Source organism: Allobosea sp. RAF48 (assembly GCF_052114025.1).
In the GTDB taxonomy this organism is placed as follows: Bacteria; Pseudomonadota; Alphaproteobacteria; order Rhizobiales; family Beijerinckiaceae; genus Allobosea.
The window spans coordinates 282183-300794 of the sequence record NZ_JBFRDZ010000001.1 but is presented as its reverse complement, the minus strand read 5'-3'; the positions used below and the strand labels follow the sequence as shown (position 1 = coordinate 300794).

Below are 18612 nucleotides of genomic sequence, written 5' to 3'. Positions count from 1 at the left end.
CACGCAGCTCGGGCATCTGACCGATGCGCAGCCGCGCATCGGATCAATCTCAGGAGAGAGCACCATGCTGGCGATCCAGGGTCTGAAATGCATCTACGACACCACCGGGCGGGGCTGGTCGATCGAACTCGTTCTCAAGGCCGCTGGCGAGGAAGCGGTGCGCCGTTTCGACGTCGATGGGCCCGATGATGCCGAGATGCTGATCGAAGCCTTCGAGGATTCCTCGGTCAGCGCCTTCGATCCCGAGACCGGGGAGATCGTCTTCGGTTACGAATATCTCGACCTCGATACCGACGAAGAGGACGAGGAAGACGAAGAGGCCACCGAGGATGACGAGGACGACGATTCGGCGGAAGATGCCGAGGATGACGAGAAGGTGAAGGCCTGAGTCTGATACCGGCTGAGAGCAGCCCGGAGGAGTCCGCTCCTTCGGGCGTTTCTGGGTCGCAAAGGCGCCCGTAGCAAATGACCGGACGCGGCGCCAAGGGCCGCGACGGGGAAGAGGCATGATGCACGCATGACGGATCTGGAGAGCGAAATTCCAGCCGTGCCGCCGGTCCCCGTGATCGAGCCGCCGGCTTCCCACAGCCCGCTCAGCAAGAAGCGCGGCATCTGCGCCATCAGCGGCCAGGAGATGGCCCGCAGGAACCTCGTCGAGATCGGTACGTTGCGCCCGGCGCTCGTTGATCACATCCGCGCCGACTTCCCGGATCTTTCAGACCATGCGCTCATCAGCCTGAAGGAGCTGGCGCGTTATCGGACGCGCTATGTCGAGGAGATCCTGCGCGAGGAGCACGGCGAATATTCCGACCTCGATCGGGAGGTGGCCGAGAGCATCGCCCGGCAGGAGACCATCGCCGAGAATGTCGAGGACGATTTCGAGGAGCATCGCACGCTGGGCGAGCGCCTGTCCGACAATCTCGCGAGCTTTGGCGGTTCCTGGGCCTTCCTGATCAGCTTCGGCGTCGTGCTCGTCATCTGGATGGCGATCAATGCCGCGATCGGGGAGGGCAAGGCCTTCGACCCCTATCCCTTCATTCTGCTCAATCTCGTCCTGTCCTGCATCGCGGCAGTGCAGGCGCCGATCATCATGATGAGCCAGAAGCGGCAGGAGACGAAGGACCGGCTGCGCTCGCTCAACGACTATCAGGTCAACCTGAAGGCCGAGCTCGAAATCCGGCACCTGCATGAGAAGATGGACCATCTAATCACGCGGCAATGGCAGCGCCTCGCCGAGATCCAGCAGGTCCAGCTCGAGATACTGCAGGATACGCAGCTTCCGAAGGCCAAGCCGAAGCGGCGCAAGAAGCCGGCGGCGAAGAAGAAGCGGGCGATCTCGGGGGAGGGGCCTGCCGGATCGACTGCTGCCTCCTCACCGGCCAAACCGGAGGGCGACGGCTAGAGCTCGCGGCGTTTTGATGGCGTGGGCTCCGTGCGAATTGAGCTTGGCCTGGCGGGTGCTGATCGAATCGTGAGCCCGCGCGACAAGTAGCCGGCGCTTTCGCTTGACTCCCCATTGCACGACCGATTTCTTCGTCGGCAAACGAATCCGATGGGAGGAAAATAGTGTTCGCTTCGCGTTTCGCGCCCGCTGGTGCCTTGTTCGCAGGCCTCACGCTTTCGGTCGCTGCCCTGCCGGCCTTCGCACAGGGGCAGGTCACGGTTTATTGCTCGATCCTCGAGGAGCAGTGCCGCGAAGGCGCGGCGATGTTCGAGAAGGCGACCGGGATCAAGGTCTCGATGGTCCGCAAGAGCACCGGCGAAGTCTATGCTCAGGTCAAGGCCGAGGCGAACAATCCGCGTGGCGACGTCTGGTGGGGCGGGCCGGGAGAGCCGCACCTGCAGGCGGCGGACGAAGGGCTCCTGGACGAGTACAAGTCGCCGAAGCTTCCGGAGCTGCATGACTGGGCGCAGCGCCATGCCGAGCAGTCGAAGTTCCKCACCAACGGCATCTATCTCGGCGCTCTCGGCATCGGCTACAACACTGAGGTGCTGAAGAAGAAGGGCGTCGCCGCGCCGAAATGCTGGGCCGACCTGCTCGATCCGAAGCTGCACGACGAGGTCCAGATCGCAGATCCCAGCTCCTCCGGAACGGCCTATGTCTTCCTGGCGACGACGGTGCAGCGCCTCGGCGAGGACAAGGGCTTCGAGTTCCTCAAGAGCCTGCACAAGAACATCAGCCAGTACACCAAATCCGGCATCGCGCCGGTGAAGGCTGCCGCGCTCGGCGAGACGGCGGTCGGCATCGCCTTCATCCATGACATGTTGACGCAGAAGCTGCAGGGCGCGCCGATCGAAACCGTCGCCCCCTGCGAGGGGACCGGCTATGAAACCGGCTCGGTTTCGATCATCAAGGGTGGCAAGAACCCCGAGGCCGCGCGCAAATTCGTCGATTTCACGCTCTCGCCCGATGCGCAGAACATCAATGCGAAGCTGAAGATCAACTCGATCCCGTCGAACAAGAATGCGCTGCTCTCGCCGGATGCGCCGAAATTCGCCGAGATGAAGCTGATCGACTACGACACGCCGCGCTGGGGCTCCCCGGCGGAGCGTTCGCGCCTGCTCAAGAAGTTCGACGCCGAGGTCAAGGCGCTGCCGCGCTGACCTGCCACGATCCCGAGAGCTTGGTAGCGCGCCCCTCGGTTTATGCTACTAAGCTCCGGTCCGGGCTTGGAGCCTCGCGCTCCAGCCCCAGCCATGGGATCGCCGCATATGCTTCGCGCCACTTCCGTCCTTCGCAAGGCCGCCGTCCGCGCTGAGCGCGTCGTCGATACGCTCAGCCTTGGATATCAGGACCGCAACAGCAACGGTGTCGCCATGACGGCTGTAGGCGGGCTCGAATTCGCGATCGATCTCGACAAGCCGGCGACGCTGAACGACGGCGACGCGCTGAAGCTGGAGGATGGCCGCCTCGTGCAGGTCAAGGCCGCTCCGGAAAGCCTATTGGAGGTCCGTGCCGAGAACCCGCTGCGGCTGGTGCGCCTCGCCTGGCATCTCGGCGGACATCACGTCCCGGCGGAAATGACGGCCGACGCGCTTTATGTCCCCAGCCATCCCGCTTTGGCCGAGCTGGTGCGCGGCCAGGGCTGTTCGATGGCGGAAGTCGAGCGCCCGTTCCAGCCGGAGCAGGAGGTTCACCATCACGCTCACGGCGATGACTGCGCCTGCGGGCACGACCATGATCACCACAATCACGATCATGGGCATGACCACGGCCATGGGCATCATCAGCACGACCAGCACGCTCACAACCATGAACATGGGCACGAGCACCACCATCATGCGCATGGCGAGGGTTGCGGCTGCGGCCATGATCACGACCACGACCACGGTCACGGCCATGGCGCGGCGCATGGCCACAAGGGCCATTCCCACGACCACTGACGCAGGAATGCCGCGTCATGCTCGGGCTTGACCCGAGCATCTCCGGATCGAGATTCTCGGGTCCTCGCTCTGCTTCGCCCGAGAATGACGGCTTGGGACTGCCCCGAGTTATTGCCAAGGCGGGCTCCAGCCCGCCTTTCGCGTCTCAGGCGGCGTAGCCCTTGACCTGCGCCAGCGCGGTCATCACGCCGCGCAGTTCGGCCAGCCCGCGCAGGCGCCCGACCGCCGGATAACCCGGGAAGCTGCCCTTGCCGACATCGTCGAGCAGCTCGTGGCCGTGGTCCGGACGCATCGGGATCTGCCAATGCGGGTGACCGGCAACCTTGCGGCGCTGCTCCTCGGCCATCAGCGCATCGACCAGCGCGACCATGTCGGTATCGCCGCCGAGATGTTCGGCCTCCATGAAGGAGCCGTCCGGGTCCTTGGCGACGTTGCGCAAATGCGCGAACCAGATCTTGTCGGCGAAGCGGCGCGCGATCCCCGGCACGTCGTTCTTCGGATTGGCCCCGAGCGAGCCCGAGCACAGGGTCAGCCCGTTCGCGGGCGAGTCGACCGAGCCCAGGATGAAGGCGATATCGTCCTCGGTCGAGCAGATCCGCGGCAGCCCGAAGAGCGAGCGCGGCGGATCGTCCGGGTGGATGCACATCCGGATGCCGACTTCCTCGGCCGTCGGGATGATCGCTTCGAGGAAGCGCTTGAGATTGGCCCTGAGCTTCTCATGCGTCATGCCGCTGTAGCGCTCGAGGATGCCGGCAAGGCCGGGCAGGTCGTAGCGGTCGAAGGCGCCGGGTAGCCCGGCCATCACGCTGGAGAGCAGCCGGTCGCGGTCGGCTTGCGTCGAGCCGTCGAACCAGGCCTTGGCCTTGTCCATCACCTCGGCGGAGTGCCCTTCGTCGGCCCCCTTGCGCTTCAGCATGAAATGGTCGAGCGCGACATATTCATGCAGGTTGAAGCGCAGCGCCGTGCCCCCGCCGGGCAGCTTGTGGGCGAGTTCTGTGCGGGTCCAGTCCAGCACCGGCATGAAATTGTAGCAGATCACCTCGAGCCCGCAGGCCGCGAGGTTGCGCATCGACTGGCGGTAGTTCTCGAAGACGGTTTCGAGGTCGCCCTCGCCTATCTTGACGCTCTCATGGATAGGCAGGCTTTCGACCACCTTCCACTCCAGGCCGAAGCTTTTGTCGGAACGGATGATCGCCTGGCGCTTCTCGATCTCCTCGACGCTCCAGACCACGCCATAAGGGATCTGGTGCAGAGAGTTCACGATGCCGGTCGCCCCGGCCTGCTTGGCCTGGGCCAGAGTCACGACATCGTCCGGCCCGAACCAGCGCCAGCATTGTTCCATTGTCTGTAATCCTTCGAGAAAAGTCGCTTTACCGGGGAAGACGGGCCTCAGGAGCCGTCGTGGGCGAGGCGGGAATCGTCGAACGCGTCCGCATGGTCCTTTGCGATCGTGTCGATCGTCGCGAAGACGGTGCGCAGATGCGCGCGCATCGCGGCCTCGGCGCCGTTTGCGTCATGTTTCATGACACAGGCGGCGATGATCCTGTGCTCGTGCAGGATCACCTCGGACCAGGACGGTGTTTCGAGGGAGAGGCAACGCACCCGGTCCATCTGTGCCTTCACGCCCTCGATCATGCTCCAGACGGCGCGGTGGCCGGCGATGCGCGAGATTTCGGCGTGGAACACCTCGTCGAGGCGGAAGATCTCGGACCGGTCCTGCCGCCGCACGGCCTCCGCCTGCTCCTCGATCTGGGCTTCGAGCCGGTAGCGGTCGGCGTCGCCGATGCGCTGGGCGGCGAGCACCACGGTGCGGCATTCGAGCGTCTCGCGGACGAACTGGCTGTCATGGACGGCGGCGAGGTCGATCGGCGCGACGAAGGTGCCGACCTGCGGTACCGCGACCAGGAAGCCTTCGTCGACCAAACGCTTGAACGCTTCCCGCACCGGAGTGCGGCTGACGCCGAAGCGCAGCGCCATGCGCGCCTCGGACATCGATTCGCGGGGCTTCAGCGCGCCGCTGATGATGTCGGTGCGTAGCACGCTGTAGATCTGATCCGTGCTATGACGGGCTGCAGGGTGGGCCATTGCCAAGCTCTTGACGACTAGTATACTAGGATACCGATCAACCGGGGGCCGCGTCAACTTGGCAGGTTCCGCGGGGCAAGGGGCGGGTTCCGGATGGCGGCGGCCGGACCGTCAGAACATAAAAAAGCTGAAGAAGCGGGCATCCGCATCTGGAGGAGAAATCATGGCTCAGGACAGCATCAACCGGCGTCATTTCATTGGTGGCGTTGCCGGTCTCGGCGCAGCGATGCAGGCGCCGGGCGTCTTCGCGCAGCAACTCAAGCTGCCGGCATCGCCGCTCACGATCAGCATCATCGACGTCGGCGGCGCCTTGGCGCTGGTTCAGACGCCGCTTGAGAATTACGCCAAGGCAAACCCCAAGGCCGTCTCGCGGATGGTCTTCACCAAGGCTCCGGCGCCCGAGCTGCCGGCCAAGCTGAAGGCCCAGCAGAACGCCGGCCGTTCCGACATCGACTTCGTCATCGGCGGTCTCGACGTGCTCTCCGCGGGCATCGACCAGAAGCTCTGGATCGAGCTGTTCCCGCGCTTCGCCGCCGAACTGCCGAAGCCCGACGACGTGCTCCTGAAGCCGGCGCTGGCCATGCACAATCTCGGGCAGGGTCAGGCCATGGCGATGGTCTATTACCCCTCCGGCCCGCTGCTCGAATACATGCCGGACAAGGTCAAGAACGTGCCGACCACGGCCGAGGAGCTGCTGGCCTGGACGAAGCAGAACAAGAACCGCTTCCTCTATGCCCGCCCGGCCAATTCCGGCCCGGGCCGCACCTGGATCATGGGCCTGCCCTATATCCTCGGCGACAAGGACCCGAAGGATCCGGAGAAGGGCTGGGACAAGACCTGGGCCTATCTGAAGGAGCTCGGCGAGAACATCGAGTACTATCCGGGCGGCACCGGCGCGACGATGAAGGAGCTCGGCGACGGCTCGCGCGACATCATCGTCAGCACGACCGGCTGGGACATCAATCCGCGCGTGCTGGGCATCGTGCCGAAGGAGGCCAAGATCCAGGCGCTCAAGGGTTTCCACTGGGTCACCGACGCCCAGTATATGATGATCCCCAAGGGCGTTTCCGACGAGAAGCTCGCCGTTCTGCTCGATCTGGTCCGCCACATGCTGACGCCCGCGCAGCAGGCCTTCACCTATGACGAAGGCTACTTCTATCCGGGTCCGGCCGTGAAGGACGTGCCGCTCTCGATGGCGCCCGCCTCCAGCCAAAAGGCCATCGCGGAGTTCGGTCGTCCCGAATACGAGAAGCTGATCGCCGACAACCCGATGGAAACGCCGCTCGATCCGGAGAAGATGGTCGTCGCCTTCCGTATCTGGGACGAGCAGGTCGGCGGCGCCAAGAAGAAGTAAGACCGGTTGCGGCGGTGGGCTTCGGCAACGCTCCGAAGCCCACCGCCCGGCATCCTTCGACACCATTCTCAAGATTCCGGAAGCCATGACCATCAACGCAGCTTCGTTCCGCGAGCTTCGGCTCGATCGCCTGAGCCGTGACTTCGGCACCCACAACGCGCTCAAGGACGTCTCGCTGACGATCGGCAAGGGCGAGTTCATCGCTTTGCTCGGACCTTCGGGCTGCGGCAAGTCGACGACCTTGAACCTGATCGCCGGCCTGCTGCCCGCGACGGGCGGCGGCATCTGGCTCGACGACAAGCGGATCGACCCGCTGCGGCCGGAAGAGCGCGGCTTCGGCATGGTCTTTCAGAACTATGCCCTGTTCCCGCACATGACGGTGAACAAGAACATCGGCTTCGGCCTCAAGATGCGCGGTGTGTCCAAGGCCGAGATCGACAAGCGTGTGGCCGAGGCTGCTGCGCTGGTGCGGCTTCAGGGCCAGACCGAGAAGCTGCCGGGCCAGCTTTCGGGCGGCCAGCAGCAGCGCGTCGCCATTGCCCGCGCCATCGTCGTCGAGCCGCCGCTCGTGCTGATGGACGAGCCGCTTTCCAACCTCGACGCCAAGCTGCGCCTCGAGATGCGCGCCGAGATCCGTCGCATCCACAATACGCTCGGCGCCACCACGATCTACGTCACCCACGACCAGGAGGAGGCGCTCTCGCTCGCCGACCGCATCGTCGTGCTGCGTGACGGGCAGGTTCGCCAGGTCGGCACGCCGGAGGATCTGTTCTCGCGGCCCGACCATCTCGACGTCGCCGAGTTCATGGGCTTCCGCAACAAGGTGAAGGGCAAGGTCGTCTCGGCCGGCGAGGGCAGGGCGACCGTTGCAGTCGGCGATGCGCAGCTCTCCGGCCGTGCCCGCGCGGCGGTCTCGGCCGGTGCCGACGGCACTCTGGCTATCCGCCCGGAGGATCTGCACCCCGTGGCAGCCGGCCAGTCGGGCCTCAAGGCCCAGGTCATCTCGACCGAGTTCCGCGGCCGCGAGTTCGTCGGCTTTGCCCGCATGGCTGACGGCACCGACCTGTCCTTCCTGGCCCATGACAAGCTGTCGCCGGGCGAGACTGTCACGCTCGCGGCCGATCCCGACCGCGTCCTCGTCTATGGAGGCGCCGCGTGAGCACGGACGTCTCCTCCATTCCGCTGAAGCAGAGGCTGGCCGCGCGCGGCTTCGACGGGCTGACCCTGCTCGTCGTGCCGGCGATCCTGTTCCTGCTGGCGCTGTTCATCTACCCGTTCCTTTACGGGCTCGTGCTCTCCTTCGAGCCGAAGGCCGGCGGCGTCTTCGCCAACTACCAGCGCTTCTTCTCCGATCCTTTCCTCTACGGCACGATCGCGACGACGCTCTGGCTCGCTCTGCCGGTGACGGTCGCGACGCTCCTGCTGGCGATCCCGATCGCCTTCCGTGTGCGGCTGATGCAGAATCAGCGGCTGCTGACGACCATCCTGGTGATCCCGATCACGCTGGGCACCGTGCTGGTCGCCCAGGGGTTGCTGAACTATCTGGGACCGCAAGGCTGGTTCAACCGCACGCTGATGACGCTTGGCCTCATCTCGACGCCGGTGAAGCTGCTTCATAACTACTGGGGCGTGATGCTGTCGCTGGTCATCACCGGCTTCCCCTTCACCTTCCTGCTGACGCTGTCCTACCTCTCCGGCATCGATCCGGCGCTGGAGCAGGCGGGCGCGACGCTGGGCGCCGGCCCTTGGGAGCGTTTCAAGCACATTCTCATGCCGCTGCTGCTGCCGGGTCTCGCCATCACCTTCTGCCTGAGCTTCGTGCAGGCCTTCTCGGTCTTCCCCTCGGCGGTGCTGCTCGGCGCGCCGGCGGGGCCAACCCGCGTGATCTCGATCGCGGCCTATCAGGCGGCCTTCGAGGAATACGATTACTCGATGGCGTCAGCCGTCGCGATGATCATGGGGCTCGTGCAGCTCGCCATCGTCGTCGTGGTGCTGGCGGCGCGCGGCCTGCTCTATCGCGGCCCTGCCGGCGGCGGAAAGGGCTGATCCGATGGTCAAGGATACCCGTCTCTCGACGAAGCTCTGGGCGGCCGCCAACTGGACGCTGATCGGCTTCTTCATCGTCAACCTCTTCGCGATGATCGCGACGGTGGTGACGTCTTCCTTCGCCACGCGCTGGCTCGGCACCTGGCTGCCGGCCGGATGGACGACGCGCTGGTATTCGGCCGCCTGGGCGGAGTTCCAGCTCCACGACGTGCTGCTCGTCACCTTCCAGATCGTCTTCCTGGTGGTCGCGCTTTCCGGATTGATCGGCGTGCCGGCGGCTTATGCGCTGGCGCGGCGGGATTTCCCGGGCAAGAGGCTCGTGATGCTGCTCTTCCTGCTGCCGCTGCTGGTGCCGCCGATCACCTTCGGCATCCCGCTTGCAACCGTGCTCTACCAGACCGGCTTCGCCGGCCAGATGTCGGGCGTGGTGCTGGCGAACCTGGTGCCGACTGTGCCCTTCGTCATCCTGGTGATGATACCCTTCATCGAGCAGATCGACACCAAGATCGAGTCGGCGGCGCGCGTCTTCGGCGCCAACACCTTCAAGCTCTTCGTGCATGTGCTGCTGCCGCTGCTGATGCCCGGCATCCTCGCTGCGCTGCTGCTGGTGCTGGTCAGGACGCTCGCCATGTTCGAGCTGACCTTCCTGACGGCCGGTCCGACCAGCCAGACGCTCGTCGTCGCGCTCTACTATGCGGTCTTCGCCGCCGGCGTGCGCGCGGTGCAGTCGATCGACGCTATGGCGGTGATCTACATGATCACGACGCTGATCTGGCTGATCATCGCGCTGCGCTTCGTCAACCCGACGCAGATCGTCGCCCGCGCCAAGAAGTGAGGGCGGCGGCTCGGGCGTGCAAAACCGGGCCGAATGCATAGATCGCCGTTATCGCGTCCCATCGGACGCGATAACGGCGATATTCCATTGTTGTCGCATCGGATGCCTCCGAAAAGTGGATTCCACTTTTCGGGCCCGATGCTATAGGGAGCGGCCATGAGCTTGCTGCTTCCCGGAATGCGCTTCTCCGTGGCGCCCATGATGGACTGGACAGATTCCGCCTGCCGGATCGTCCATCGCCTGATGTCGCGCCATGCGCTGCTCTACACCGAGATGGTGACGGCGCAGGCGGTGATCCGCGGCGACCGCCAGCGCCTGATCGGCTTCGATGAGACAGAACACCCGGTCGCGCTGCAGCTCGGCGGCAATGATCCGAAGCTGCTGGCCGAAGCGGCGAAGATCGGTGCCGATTTCGGCTATGACGAGATCAACCTGAACTGCGGCTGCCCGTCGGACCGCGTGCAGGGCGGGGCCTTCGGCGCCTGCCTGATGCGCGAGCCGGTGCTGGTCGGCGATTGCGTCGCGGCGATGAAGGCGGCGGTTTCCATTCCCGTCACAGTGAAATGCCGCATCGGCGTCGACGATCAGGACCCGGAGATCGCCCTCGATGCGCTCACTGCTTCGGTGCGGGCGGCAGGCGTCGAGGCGCTGATCGTCCATGCCCGCAAGGCGTGGCTGCAGGGTCTCTCGCCCAAGGAGAACCGCGAGATCCCGCCGCTCGACTATGAGCGCGCCTATCGCCTGAAGGCGGCCAACCCCGACCTGCCGATCGCCATCAACGGCGGCATCAAGGCGCCCTCCGAATGGCTGCGGCATCYGGAGAAAGTCGACGGCGTGATGATCGGCCGCGAGGCCTATCAGAACCCGGAGGTCCTGTTGCAGGTCGATCCGCTGCTCTTCGGTTCGGATGCGCCGGTGCCCGATGCCTTCGCCATGCTGGAAGCGCTGGAGCCGCACATCGCCGCGCATCTGGAACGGGGCGGGCGGCTACATGCCTTCACCCGCCATCTCGTCGGACTGTTTCCGGGCCGGCCGGGCGCGCGACTCTTCCGTCGCCATCTCGCCGAGCGCTGTGTCGGAGCGGATGCGACGCTGGGCGATCTGCGCACCGCGGCGGCGCATGTCTCGCGCCACGAGGCTGCCGCAGCGGCCTGATAGCCGCTGGAGCGGATTCTTCCTTAGCCGCGCCGTGCCGCCGCTATTGCGGCGACATCGATTTTCCGCATCTCCATCATCGCGGTAAAGGCGCGCTTCGCTTCCTCGCCGCCGACAGCCAGCGCCTCGCTCAGCACGCGCGGCGTGATCTGCCAGGAGATGCCCCACTTGTCCTTGCACCAGCCGCAGGCGCTCTCCTGTCCGCCATTGCCGACGATGGCGTTCCAGTAGCGGTCGGTCTCCTGCTGGTCGTCCGTCGCGATCTGGAACGAGAAGGCTTCGCTGTGCTTGAAGGTGGGGCCGCCATTGAGGCCGAGGCAGGGGGTGCCGAGGACCGTGAAGGTGACGGTAAGCACGTCGCCGGCCTTGCCGGACGGAAAGTCCGTGGGCGCACGGAAGACTGCGTCGACCGCACTGTCGGGAAAGGTCTCGGCATAGAAGCGGGCCGCGGCCTCGGCGTCCTTGTCGTACCAGAGGCAGATCGTGTTCTTGGCAATCGCCATCACTTTTCCTTCCTTTGCTGAAGTGCCACAGGCTCCCGGCTGCTCCGGTGGGCGGCTGGCTCCGCCGAGGCCGGCGCATCACCAACACGAAATGCGCCGGCCGCGCCGACGTTCCGCCCGGCATGTTTCCGGCTGTCGCGCCATTGCGATCCTCCTGCCGCCCCAAGACATAAGTGAGGGTAGTCAGTACGGCAGGGGGCGGGGCACGGCTAAGCGGCGTCGAGCGTCCCGAAGAACTCGCTGACCTTGCTTCTGATCCTGCGTGCTTCGCCGTCGAGGTCGCGAGCCAGTGCCATCACGTCGATTGCGCTGGTGTTGGACAAGTCGGCCGCCTGGCGCACGGCACTGGCGCTGGATAGAACACCCTGCGCATCGTCTGCCGCCGCCCGGATGGTGGCCGCGATCTGGGCGGTCGAGCGGCTCTGCCTGGCTATCCCGTCGGAGACGCCCTGGCCGATCGTCTGCGCGTCCAGCATCCGGTTCCGGATGCTCTGGAGCGCCTCGATGCAGCGCTGGCTCGCCAACTGGATCGCCTCGATCTGGCGACCGATCTCGCTGGTCGCGCCGCTCGTCTGCGCGGACAGCGACTTGACCTCGGAGGCAACGACCGAAAAGCCACGGCCGGCCTGGCCGGCGCGGGCGGCCTCGATCGTGGCGTTGAGCGCCAACAGATTGGTTTGGCTGGCGATCTCTCTGATCAGCGCCGAGACGTTGTCGATCTGGTTCGTCGCTTCCGCCAGTTGCGCGATGGCGAGGTCGGTCCGGTCGGCTTCTGCGATCACGTCGGCGGCGGTGCTGACCGAGGCCGCCACGCGCGCCGCGATCTCGTGTCCGGCGCTGGAAATGCTCTCGGCATCCGCAGCCACGCTGGCGACATGGTCGGCGGCACGGCTGGAAGCGACCTCGGCCCGCTCGCTGCCTTCGCGGGCGTGCCCGGCCGCCGCCGTCATGCTCTCGGACAGGCTCGCCACACTTTCGATCATCTGGCCGAGCCGGTCGAGCGAGCTGCACAATTGCGCGTCGAAGGCCGTCACGCGGGATTTCATGGCGGCGTCGCGCCGCAGCAACGCCTCGCGTGCATCGCGGATCTGCAGCTCCTGCATCTGGTCGGAGGCGGCCTTTTCGGAAGCCGCAAGCTCGGAAAGCATGACGCCGTGCTGCCGCAGCAGTTTGGCGATCCAGAAGGTCAGGAGGCCGATCATGACGACGAAGAAGGCGACGATGCCGCCGAGGATCAGCGCGCGTTTCCTCCAGTAATGAAAGACCAGCTCTCCGGGCGCCGCGATACTGATCTGGAGCGGGTAATCGCGAACAGCCTGCACCGAAATCAGCCCCTCCTCGCTGTCTTGGGGGCCGGCAATGTGGGTTCCGACGAACATGGCGCCGGCGGATTCGGCCGCCTCGGGCAGGTCGCGGAACAGGGCGGAACGGCCGGTGAGCGGGGGAGCGCCGGCGTCGTCATTGTTCGGCAGGCTGGCAAGCAAAACACCATCGCGGCGAAACAACGCGACATGGACGAGCGCATCGATCCGCGCTTTGTCGTAGAGGGCATTTACGAAGCCCGTCTCGATTTCGATCATGGCGAGGCCGACCACGGCCCCGCTCCTGTTCTTGATCTTGCGGGACAGGTCCATCGTCCTTCCTGCTGCGCCGGGGGCGGGCGCGGCCAAATGCAGCGCAAGCGCAGGATCGGCCATACGGGCCAGGAACGATTCCCTGTCCTTCAGGCTGGCTGGGGGCGGCGGGAAGGACCGTGTCGAGTTGACGACTTCGCCTTGGATGTCGACGATCGTCACCGCTGCGATCTGCGGGATAGCGCGGGAGCGCTCAATCAAGGCTTCGAAATGCTGGCGCGTGCCGAACTTCGCGCGAAAATCGTCCGGCGAGGCGATATCGGCCCCACTGCCGGCTTCGGACCAGCCGCGCAACGCCAGATCCGCAGTCGCGAGCGTCTGGTGAGTCTGTTCGGAGAGCAGCGCCGCGAGTGTACTGAGTTGCTGCCGCGATATGTCGATTGCAGTCTGGCGGCCCTGCCAGAGCGCAAAGCCGGCAGTCACGGCAATGATGGCGGCCGCGACCATGCCGCTCCATGCCGTCAGGCGGGCGCGTCTCCCGATGGTTTCGCGCATGTCGGGCGCCAGGAACTGGCCAGCCGGCCTTGCAGCATCCGTCTTCACTGGCGCGAACTTTTGTCCAATTGAGACCCAAGGCGCGACGCCCGGGTCCGTTGAATGTGGCGGAGAATGGTAACTCTCGCATTAAGGCTCCGTGTGCCTCGAGAGTCGCCATCCTAGGCGGTTCGAACGGCTGCAGCGGCTTGGGGCCGATAATTCGCTCGAACTCCGACGCCCGGTGCTACAAAAAGGGCGCGGGACGAGGTGCAGCGCTGCAAGCGCAGAATACCGCTGAAAAAAGTGGCGTTAAAGCTCCGTCAGAGTCGCGCCTTCACGCTTGGCAGCGATCATCTGCAAGATTTCGCGAACACGAAGTACGGAGCGGGTCCGGCATTTTGCTTGGCCTTCTCAGTGTCTTGAATCGTTCCGATATTGCTAAATCGCCATCAAATCTACCAGAAGCTGTCTCAGGCGGTCGCGGCGACATCCAGACACGATGAGGAGCCTGCTTGCTTCTGCGCGGCGCTGGGGCCGAGTTTGGGCGGGCTGAGATAGCGTTCGCCGCTATCGGMAATGATGGTGACGATCGTCTTGCCGAGGTTCTCGGGGCGCCGGGCGAGCGCCGAGGCTGCGAACAGCACGGCGCCCGACGACGTTCCGGCGAGGATGCCTTCCTCCTGCGCCAATCTCCGGGCGAGTTCGCGGGCCTGGGCCGTCTCGGTCACGATCACCTCGTCGACCACGGCAGCGTCGAAGTTCTCCGGCAGGTAGCCGGCGTCGACGTCGGTCACCTTGTGGACGCCCTCGATGCTGTCGGGATAGGGCACTTCTGGGGAGGGAACCGAGGCCGGGCCGGGCTCGACCACGACGACCTTCACGCCGGGCTTCTGCGCCTTCAGGAAGCGACCCGTTCCGGAGATCGTGCCGCCGGTGCCGACCGCTGCCACGAAGATGTCGACCTCGCCCTTCGTCTCGCGCCAGATCTCGGGGCCGGTCGTTTCGAAGTGGACGCGCGGATTGGCCGGGTTTGCCCGCTGGTTGGTGTAGTAGGCGCCGGGGTTCTCGCGCCGCACCCGGTCGATGATCGTGTGGATCGCGCCCGCCTCGAGGAATTCGCTGTTGTCGATCAGGACGACTTCGGCGCCGTAGTGCTGAAGGAGCTTGATCTTGTCTTCGCTGATCGTGTTCCGAAGGTAGAATTTCGAGCGATAGCCACGCGCCGCTGCCAGGGCAGCAAGGCCGATGCCGGTGTTCCCGCTGGTGAGATCGACGATGCGCTGGCCCGGCTTCAGGTCGCCGCTCTCTTCAGCCTCCCGGATGATGCCCCAGGCCGTCCGGTCCTTGATGCTACCGGCGGGGTTCAGATACTCGATCTTGGCAAGGATGCGCGAGCCGAGCTTCAGCGCTTCGGCAAAGCGCCCTAGCGCGAGCAACGGGGTGTTGCCGACCAGAGCTGCGAAATGATCGTTTCTCGGTGCCATGATGTGCTTTCGGGAGGGGATGAGGCCGTCGCGACGCGCTCAGCCTTCAAGAGACGGTCCGCAGGCAGACTCCCTGGGGCCGGTCTCGAGCGGCAGAGCGGGAGCGTGCCATCTGCGCCTCGGGCTGCCGCGGCGCGGTGTGCAGCCAGCGTGCCGCAATCTTGGCTTCCTGCCCGGCCTTCACCCAGCAGCAGGAAATCCCCCGAGCGGCGGGGCGAAAGCCTCTGGTGGATAGCGCAGGATTTCCGAACGCGCCCCGCCCGGCCTGCTGTTGATATCGTATCGGCCATCATACTCGGCGATGAGACCTTCGAGCAGAGCCTCCGCCTTCGGGTTGAGGGACGCGATCGCACGATCAGCTCAGGCATGGTACAATTCCAGCGAATGTTGTTCAGCAAGAAGGTTCGCCAATGACATTGGTATCCGCGCATGTCGCGCAATCAATGCAGATTATAAAATAAGTATATTTACCTCTATTGAGAGTGGTTGAGTGTTTTGTATTTTCGAGAGTGGCGAACGTGATGGATGAAATTTGCTCGCTTCGAAGCGGTGGGCCTCGGCTCGGGGCCGCCGGAATCGCGTCGGCCTAGAGCGCGTCGGGCGCTCCGGTGAGATCGTCGAGGATGTCGTCCGCGCTCTCCAGCCCAATCGAACGACGCAGGAGCCCGTCGCCGATGCCTTGCTTCAATCGGTCCTCCCGGCTGACGATGGCATGGTCATGCCGGCCTCGGCGCCTTCCAGGCTCGCCATCCGTTCCTCGAGGATGGTCTGGGTCGGGTTCTTGGAGCGACCATAAACATAGCCGGGCCGCTCGCCCCTGAAGATCTCCGCACCCTGCTCGGCCATCCGGGTTGCATGCGGGTGGTGCCGAGTTGACCGCGCCGAAAGATCCCAGCATCGCGGTCGTATTCGCTGACTGGGCTGCCCATGCAATGAAATGCGGCAGAACAAATTCGTCTGGCGCCTGAGGGGCCGTCGATTCTATGCGCCCGTCAGCAACCTTCCAATTTCGTGGGTCGGATGCTTCGTCAGATCCTTGTCGACTTCTGCGAGGATGCGGGAGCGCAAGTCATCGTCGAGATTTTGCCTGATTACCGCGAGTATACGCGGCGGCGCCACGAGCACGATGTCACCCGGGCGGCCGGCTCGATTCACGAGCTTGAGGGCCGCGACCGTGTCGCGCGCGAACTGCTTCTCAGCCAGTTCATGCCAATCGGTTCCCTCGGTTGCGCTGGTGGGCGCAATGGCATTTTGCATACGACCGGGTCGATCCGTGCCCTGCTCGGAGCTAGGTGGATTGACGGCAGCTTGCTTGACCTGCTCGACCTTCAGCTTGGGCATGTTTGCATCTCCTTCGTTTCGGAGAAACATCGCCTTGCGAGCGTCACACACGACCACCCAGCCGTTATGGGGAATGCGTAGGTTCATGGCTCGTCCTCCCGGTTGGGTACGCTGACGTCGCTCGATCCAAGCTTTCCCCCTGATGCCCCGTCTCACATTGATCCAGCGCAACAAACAGCGTCTGCAGCGAAATTGACCGTCTCAAACTGCGGCCGGGGGATCGGGTGCCCGCAGGATGCCGGCTCCCGATCCGCGAACTGGATCCTTGTCACCTTGTCGAGGATGACGGCGGTGGTCCATGCAATCTTCGCGACCTTGCTGCTGGTCCCTACTGTATTCGTCTTCATGTTCTCGATCAGGAGACTTTCAATCGAGGAGCATGCGCAAGCGCGCTGCCAGTTCCTTTGATGTATATGGCTTCTTCAGCCAGCTCCCTTCGGCCAATTCCCGTCCGGCGAGTCTGGGCTCCGCATATCCGGAGGTGAAGAGGATCTTCAGCTCAGGGCGCAGGAGACGCGCTTCTCTGGCGAGTTCATCGCCGGACATTCCGCCGGGCATGATGATATCGGTGAAGAGCAGCCGGACTTCGGGGTGGGAAGCGATCAGGGAAAGCGCGCTGTTGCCATCGACAGCCTGGATGACGCGATATCCTTCCTCTTCGAGGCGGGCAACGACGACCCGCCTTACGCGCGCATCGTCCTCAACCACAAGAATGCATTCCGCCGCGCGTGGCTTGGCCGCGGGGGCGGACGGATCGGCATCGCTACGGCCGGCAGTGACATCCGGACTGGCTGTCGGAAGAAACAGCCGTATGGTCGTTCCCCCGCCGGGCTCGCTGTCGAGCCGGACATGGCCGCCGGATTGCATGGCGAAGCCATAGACCATGCTCAGACCGAGCCCGGTGCCGGCGCCGACACCTTTCGTCGTGAAGAACGGCTCGAATGCTCGTTGTTTGACCTCTTCGCTCATCCCGGCGCCGGTATCGGAGACGCTGACGAGCACGTAGTTTCCAAGGCGCGTCTGCGGATACATCCGGGCATAGTCGGCATCGAGACGGATGCGCGAAACCTCGACCTTGAGCCGGCCGCCGCGCGGCATGGCATCACGCGCATTCAGCACGAGGTTCAGCAGGGCGTTCTGCAGTTGCGTCGTATCGACAAGTGCCAAGAGCGCTTGGCCTGTGACGACGGTCTGCAAATCGATCGTTTCGCCAAGCGTTCTGCGGAGCAGCTCGGCGAAGTTCGAGACGAGCTGTCCGATATCTGTCAGCTTCGCGTTGAGCGCTTGCCGCCTGCCGAAGGCGAGAAGCTGCCCGGTAAGCTTGGCGCCGTCATCGGCCGCGTCCTGCGCCTCCCGCAACAAATCCCGGAGCCGCCTGTCTTCGAGGCGTCTTTCGATCATCTCGAGGTTGCCGCTGATGACCGTCAGCAGATTATTGAAATCATGTGCGATTCCACCGGTGAGCTGCCCAATCGCCTCCATCTTCTGAGATTGGCGCAGTTCCTCTTCCATCCGGTGCCGACTGGTCAGATCGCGGATAAATCCGGTAAAGATGCGCTTGCCGTTAGCCGCGGCCTCCCCAACCGCCAGTTCCATCGGAAAGGTCGTGCCGTCCTTGCGCTTTCCGGCTACGACGCGCCCGACCCCGATGATGCGCCGCTCGCCCGTCGTCAGATAGCGGCCGATGCATCCGTCATGCCGGTCACAATATGGATTGGGCATGAGAATCTTGACGTTCCGACCGCAGACTTCGTCGGCGGAATAGCCAAATAGCCTCTCCGCGGCCTTGCTGAACGAGATCATGATGCCGGCTTCGTCGATCACCACCATCGCTTCCGGCACGGTCTCAAGGATCGAGAGCAGGTGCGATTGGCGAGCGGCGAGGTCGGCCTGTGCATATTTCAGATTGCCGATGTCGATATTCGTCGCCAGGACGACCTGATCGTCGGGAGCCTGCCTGGTGACAACCACCCAGCGGCTGACCACAAATATAGGGCGTCCATCCCTGTGACTTTGCGTCAGCTCGCCTTTCCAGGTGCCGTCACGCCGCAGGTCCGTGAGGATTTCGTCGAAGGGTTGCGGAAATTCTGTCTTGAGGAGGCGGCCGACGTCCTGATCTAGCGCTTCCTGCGCGCTCCAGCCGTAGAGGTCTTCGCAGCCTCCACTCCAACGGATAATCTTGCCGTCGAAGTCATAGACGACGCTGTTCGCATCATCGAGAACCTGAACGATCTCGTCCAGGCTTTGCTGGCTGATAGCAATTGGCCCGCGCGCTACCGTCACCCGCCACCCGTCAATGCGGTCGCATGGCCTG

General features: G+C 64.5%; 17 protein-coding genes. 9 read left to right on the top strand and 8 right to left on the bottom strand.

Going from position 1 to position 18612, the window contains the following annotated elements:
* Positions 1-64: 64 nt before the first annotated feature.
* The 4 genes from AB4Z10_RS01525 to AB4Z10_RS01510 all read left to right on the top strand — a co-directional run bounded on the left by AB4Z10_RS01525 (position 65) and on the right by AB4Z10_RS01510 (position 3384).
* Positions 65-388, top strand: a complete 324-nt coding sequence (locus AB4Z10_RS01525; protein WP_441468594.1) for a hypothetical protein — start codon at positions 65-67, stop codon at positions 386-388.
* A 129-nt stretch (positions 389-517) separates the two neighbouring features.
* Positions 518-1402 (top strand): DUF1003 domain-containing protein, encoded by an 885-nt coding sequence (locus AB4Z10_RS01520; protein WP_441468593.1) that lies wholly within the window; start codon positions 518-520, stop codon positions 1400-1402.
* 164 nt (positions 1403-1566) lie between these two features.
* Positions 1567-2604, top strand: coding sequence for an ABC transporter substrate-binding protein (locus AB4Z10_RS01515; RefSeq protein ID WP_441468592.1), 1038 nt, complete (start codon positions 1567-1569; stop codon positions 2602-2604).
* 108 nt (positions 2605-2712) lie between these two features.
* Entirely contained in the window at positions 2713-3384 is a 672-nt protein-coding gene (locus tag AB4Z10_RS01510; RefSeq protein ID WP_441468591.1) for an urease accessory protein UreE, read from the top strand.
* 145 nt (positions 3385-3529) lie between these two features.
* On the opposite strand, the gene uxuA is transcribed toward AB4Z10_RS01510, so the two are convergent.
* A complete protein-coding gene (uxuA, locus tag AB4Z10_RS01505) occupies positions 3530-4726 on the bottom strand; it encodes a mannonate dehydratase (RefSeq protein ID WP_441468590.1) in 1197 nt (398 codons plus the stop codon).
* A 47-nt stretch (positions 4727-4773) separates the two neighbouring features.
* Positions 4774-5469 (bottom strand): GntR family transcriptional regulator, encoded by a 696-nt coding sequence (locus tag AB4Z10_RS01500; RefSeq protein WP_441468589.1) that lies wholly within the window; start codon positions 5467-5469, stop codon positions 4774-4776.
* Positions 5470-5632: 163 nt separating this feature from the next.
* On the opposite strand from AB4Z10_RS01500, the gene AB4Z10_RS01495 reads away from it, so the two are divergent.
* The 5 genes from AB4Z10_RS01495 to dusA all read left to right on the top strand — a co-directional run bounded on the left by AB4Z10_RS01495 (position 5633) and on the right by dusA (position 10859).
* Positions 5633-6823, top strand: a complete 1191-nt coding sequence (locus tag AB4Z10_RS01495) for an extracellular solute-binding protein (RefSeq protein ID WP_441468588.1) — start codon at positions 5633-5635, stop codon at positions 6821-6823.
* A gap of 91 nt (positions 6824-6914) precedes the next feature.
* Positions 6915-7982 (top strand): ABC transporter ATP-binding protein, encoded by a 1068-nt coding sequence (locus tag AB4Z10_RS01490; protein ID WP_441468961.1) that lies wholly within the window; start codon positions 6915-6917, stop codon positions 7980-7982.
* A complete protein-coding gene (locus AB4Z10_RS01485; protein WP_441468587.1) occupies positions 7979-8869 on the top strand; it encodes an ABC transporter permease in 891 nt (296 codons plus the stop codon). Before AB4Z10_RS01490 ends, AB4Z10_RS01485 begins: the two co-directional genes overlap by 4 nt.
* A 4-nt stretch (positions 8870-8873) precedes the next feature.
* A complete protein-coding gene (locus AB4Z10_RS01480; RefSeq protein ID WP_441468586.1) occupies positions 8874-9704 on the top strand; it encodes an ABC transporter permease in 831 nt (276 codons plus the stop codon).
* A 156-nt stretch (positions 9705-9860) separates the two neighbouring features.
* Entirely contained in the window at positions 9861-10859 is a 999-nt protein-coding gene (dusA, locus tag AB4Z10_RS01475) for a tRNA dihydrouridine(20/20a) synthase DusA (protein ID WP_441468585.1), read from the top strand.
* 23 nt (positions 10860-10882) lie between these two features.
* On the opposite strand, the gene AB4Z10_RS01470 is transcribed toward dusA, so the two are convergent.
* The 6 genes from AB4Z10_RS01470 to AB4Z10_RS01445 all read right to left on the bottom strand — a co-directional run bounded on the left by AB4Z10_RS01470 (position 10883) and on the right by AB4Z10_RS01445 (position 18581).
* Positions 10883-11356, bottom strand: coding sequence for a VOC family protein (locus tag AB4Z10_RS01470; RefSeq protein WP_441468960.1), 474 nt, complete (start codon positions 11354-11356; stop codon positions 10883-10885).
* 215 nt (positions 11357-11571) lie between these two features.
* Positions 11572-13491 (bottom strand): methyl-accepting chemotaxis protein, encoded by a 1920-nt coding sequence (locus tag AB4Z10_RS01465; RefSeq protein WP_441468584.1) that lies wholly within the window; start codon positions 13489-13491, stop codon positions 11572-11574.
* A gap of 452 nt (positions 13492-13943) precedes the next feature.
* A complete protein-coding gene (locus AB4Z10_RS01460; RefSeq protein WP_441468583.1) occupies positions 13944-14957 on the bottom strand; it encodes a PLP-dependent cysteine synthase family protein in 1014 nt (337 codons plus the stop codon).
* 684 nt (positions 14958-15641) lie between these two features.
* Positions 15642-15803: a PLP-dependent transferase gene (locus AB4Z10_RS01455; protein WP_441468582.1), complete on the bottom strand. Its 162-nt coding sequence runs from the start codon at positions 15801-15803 to the stop codon at positions 15642-15644.
* A 135-nt stretch (positions 15804-15938) separates the two neighbouring features.
* Positions 15939-16385: a host attachment protein gene (locus AB4Z10_RS01450; protein ID WP_441468581.1), complete on the bottom strand. Its 447-nt coding sequence runs from the start codon at positions 16383-16385 to the stop codon at positions 15939-15941.
* 279 nt (positions 16386-16664) lie between these two features.
* Entirely contained in the window at positions 16665-18581 is a 1917-nt protein-coding gene (locus tag AB4Z10_RS01445) for a hybrid sensor histidine kinase/response regulator (RefSeq protein ID WP_441468580.1), read from the bottom strand.
* Between the last annotated feature and the right edge of the window lie 31 nt (positions 18582-18612).

Bases quoted from the DNA above. Each gene is read 5' to 3' on its own strand.
- AB4Z10_RS01495 (WP_441468588.1), top strand. From the start codon at position 5,633: ATGGCTCAGGACAGCATCAACCGGCGTCATTTCATTGGTGGCGTTGCC.
- AB4Z10_RS01520 (WP_441468593.1), top strand. From the start codon at position 518: ATGACGGATCTGGAGAGCGAAATTCCAGCCGTGCCGCCGGTCCCCGTG.
- AB4Z10_RS01480 (WP_441468586.1), top strand. From the start codon at position 8,874: ATGGTCAAGGATACCCGTCTCTCGACGAAGCTCTGGGCGGCCGCCAAC.
- AB4Z10_RS01465 (WP_441468584.1), bottom strand. From the start codon at position 13,491: ATGCGCGAAACCATCGGGAGACGCGCCCGCCTGACGGCATGGAGCGGC.
- AB4Z10_RS01450 (WP_441468581.1), bottom strand. From the start codon at position 16,385: ATGAACCTACGCATTCCCCATAACGGCTGGGTGGTCGTGTGTGACGCT.
- AB4Z10_RS01510 (WP_441468591.1), top strand. From the start codon at position 2,713: ATGCTTCGCGCCACTTCCGTCCTTCGCAAGGCCGCCGTCCGCGCTGAG.
- uxuA (WP_441468590.1), bottom strand. From the start codon at position 4,726: ATGGAACAATGCTGGCGCTGGTTCGGGCCGGACGATGTCGTGACTCTG.
- AB4Z10_RS01500 (WP_441468589.1), bottom strand. From the start codon at position 5,469: ATGGCCCACCCTGCAGCCCGTCATAGCACGGATCAGATCTACAGCGTG.
- AB4Z10_RS01455 (WP_441468582.1), bottom strand. From the start codon at position 15,803: ATGGCCGAGCAGGGTGCGGAGATCTTCAGGGGCGAGCGGCCCGGCTAT.
- AB4Z10_RS01525 (WP_441468594.1), top strand. From the start codon at position 65: ATGCTGGCGATCCAGGGTCTGAAATGCATCTACGACACCACCGGGCGG.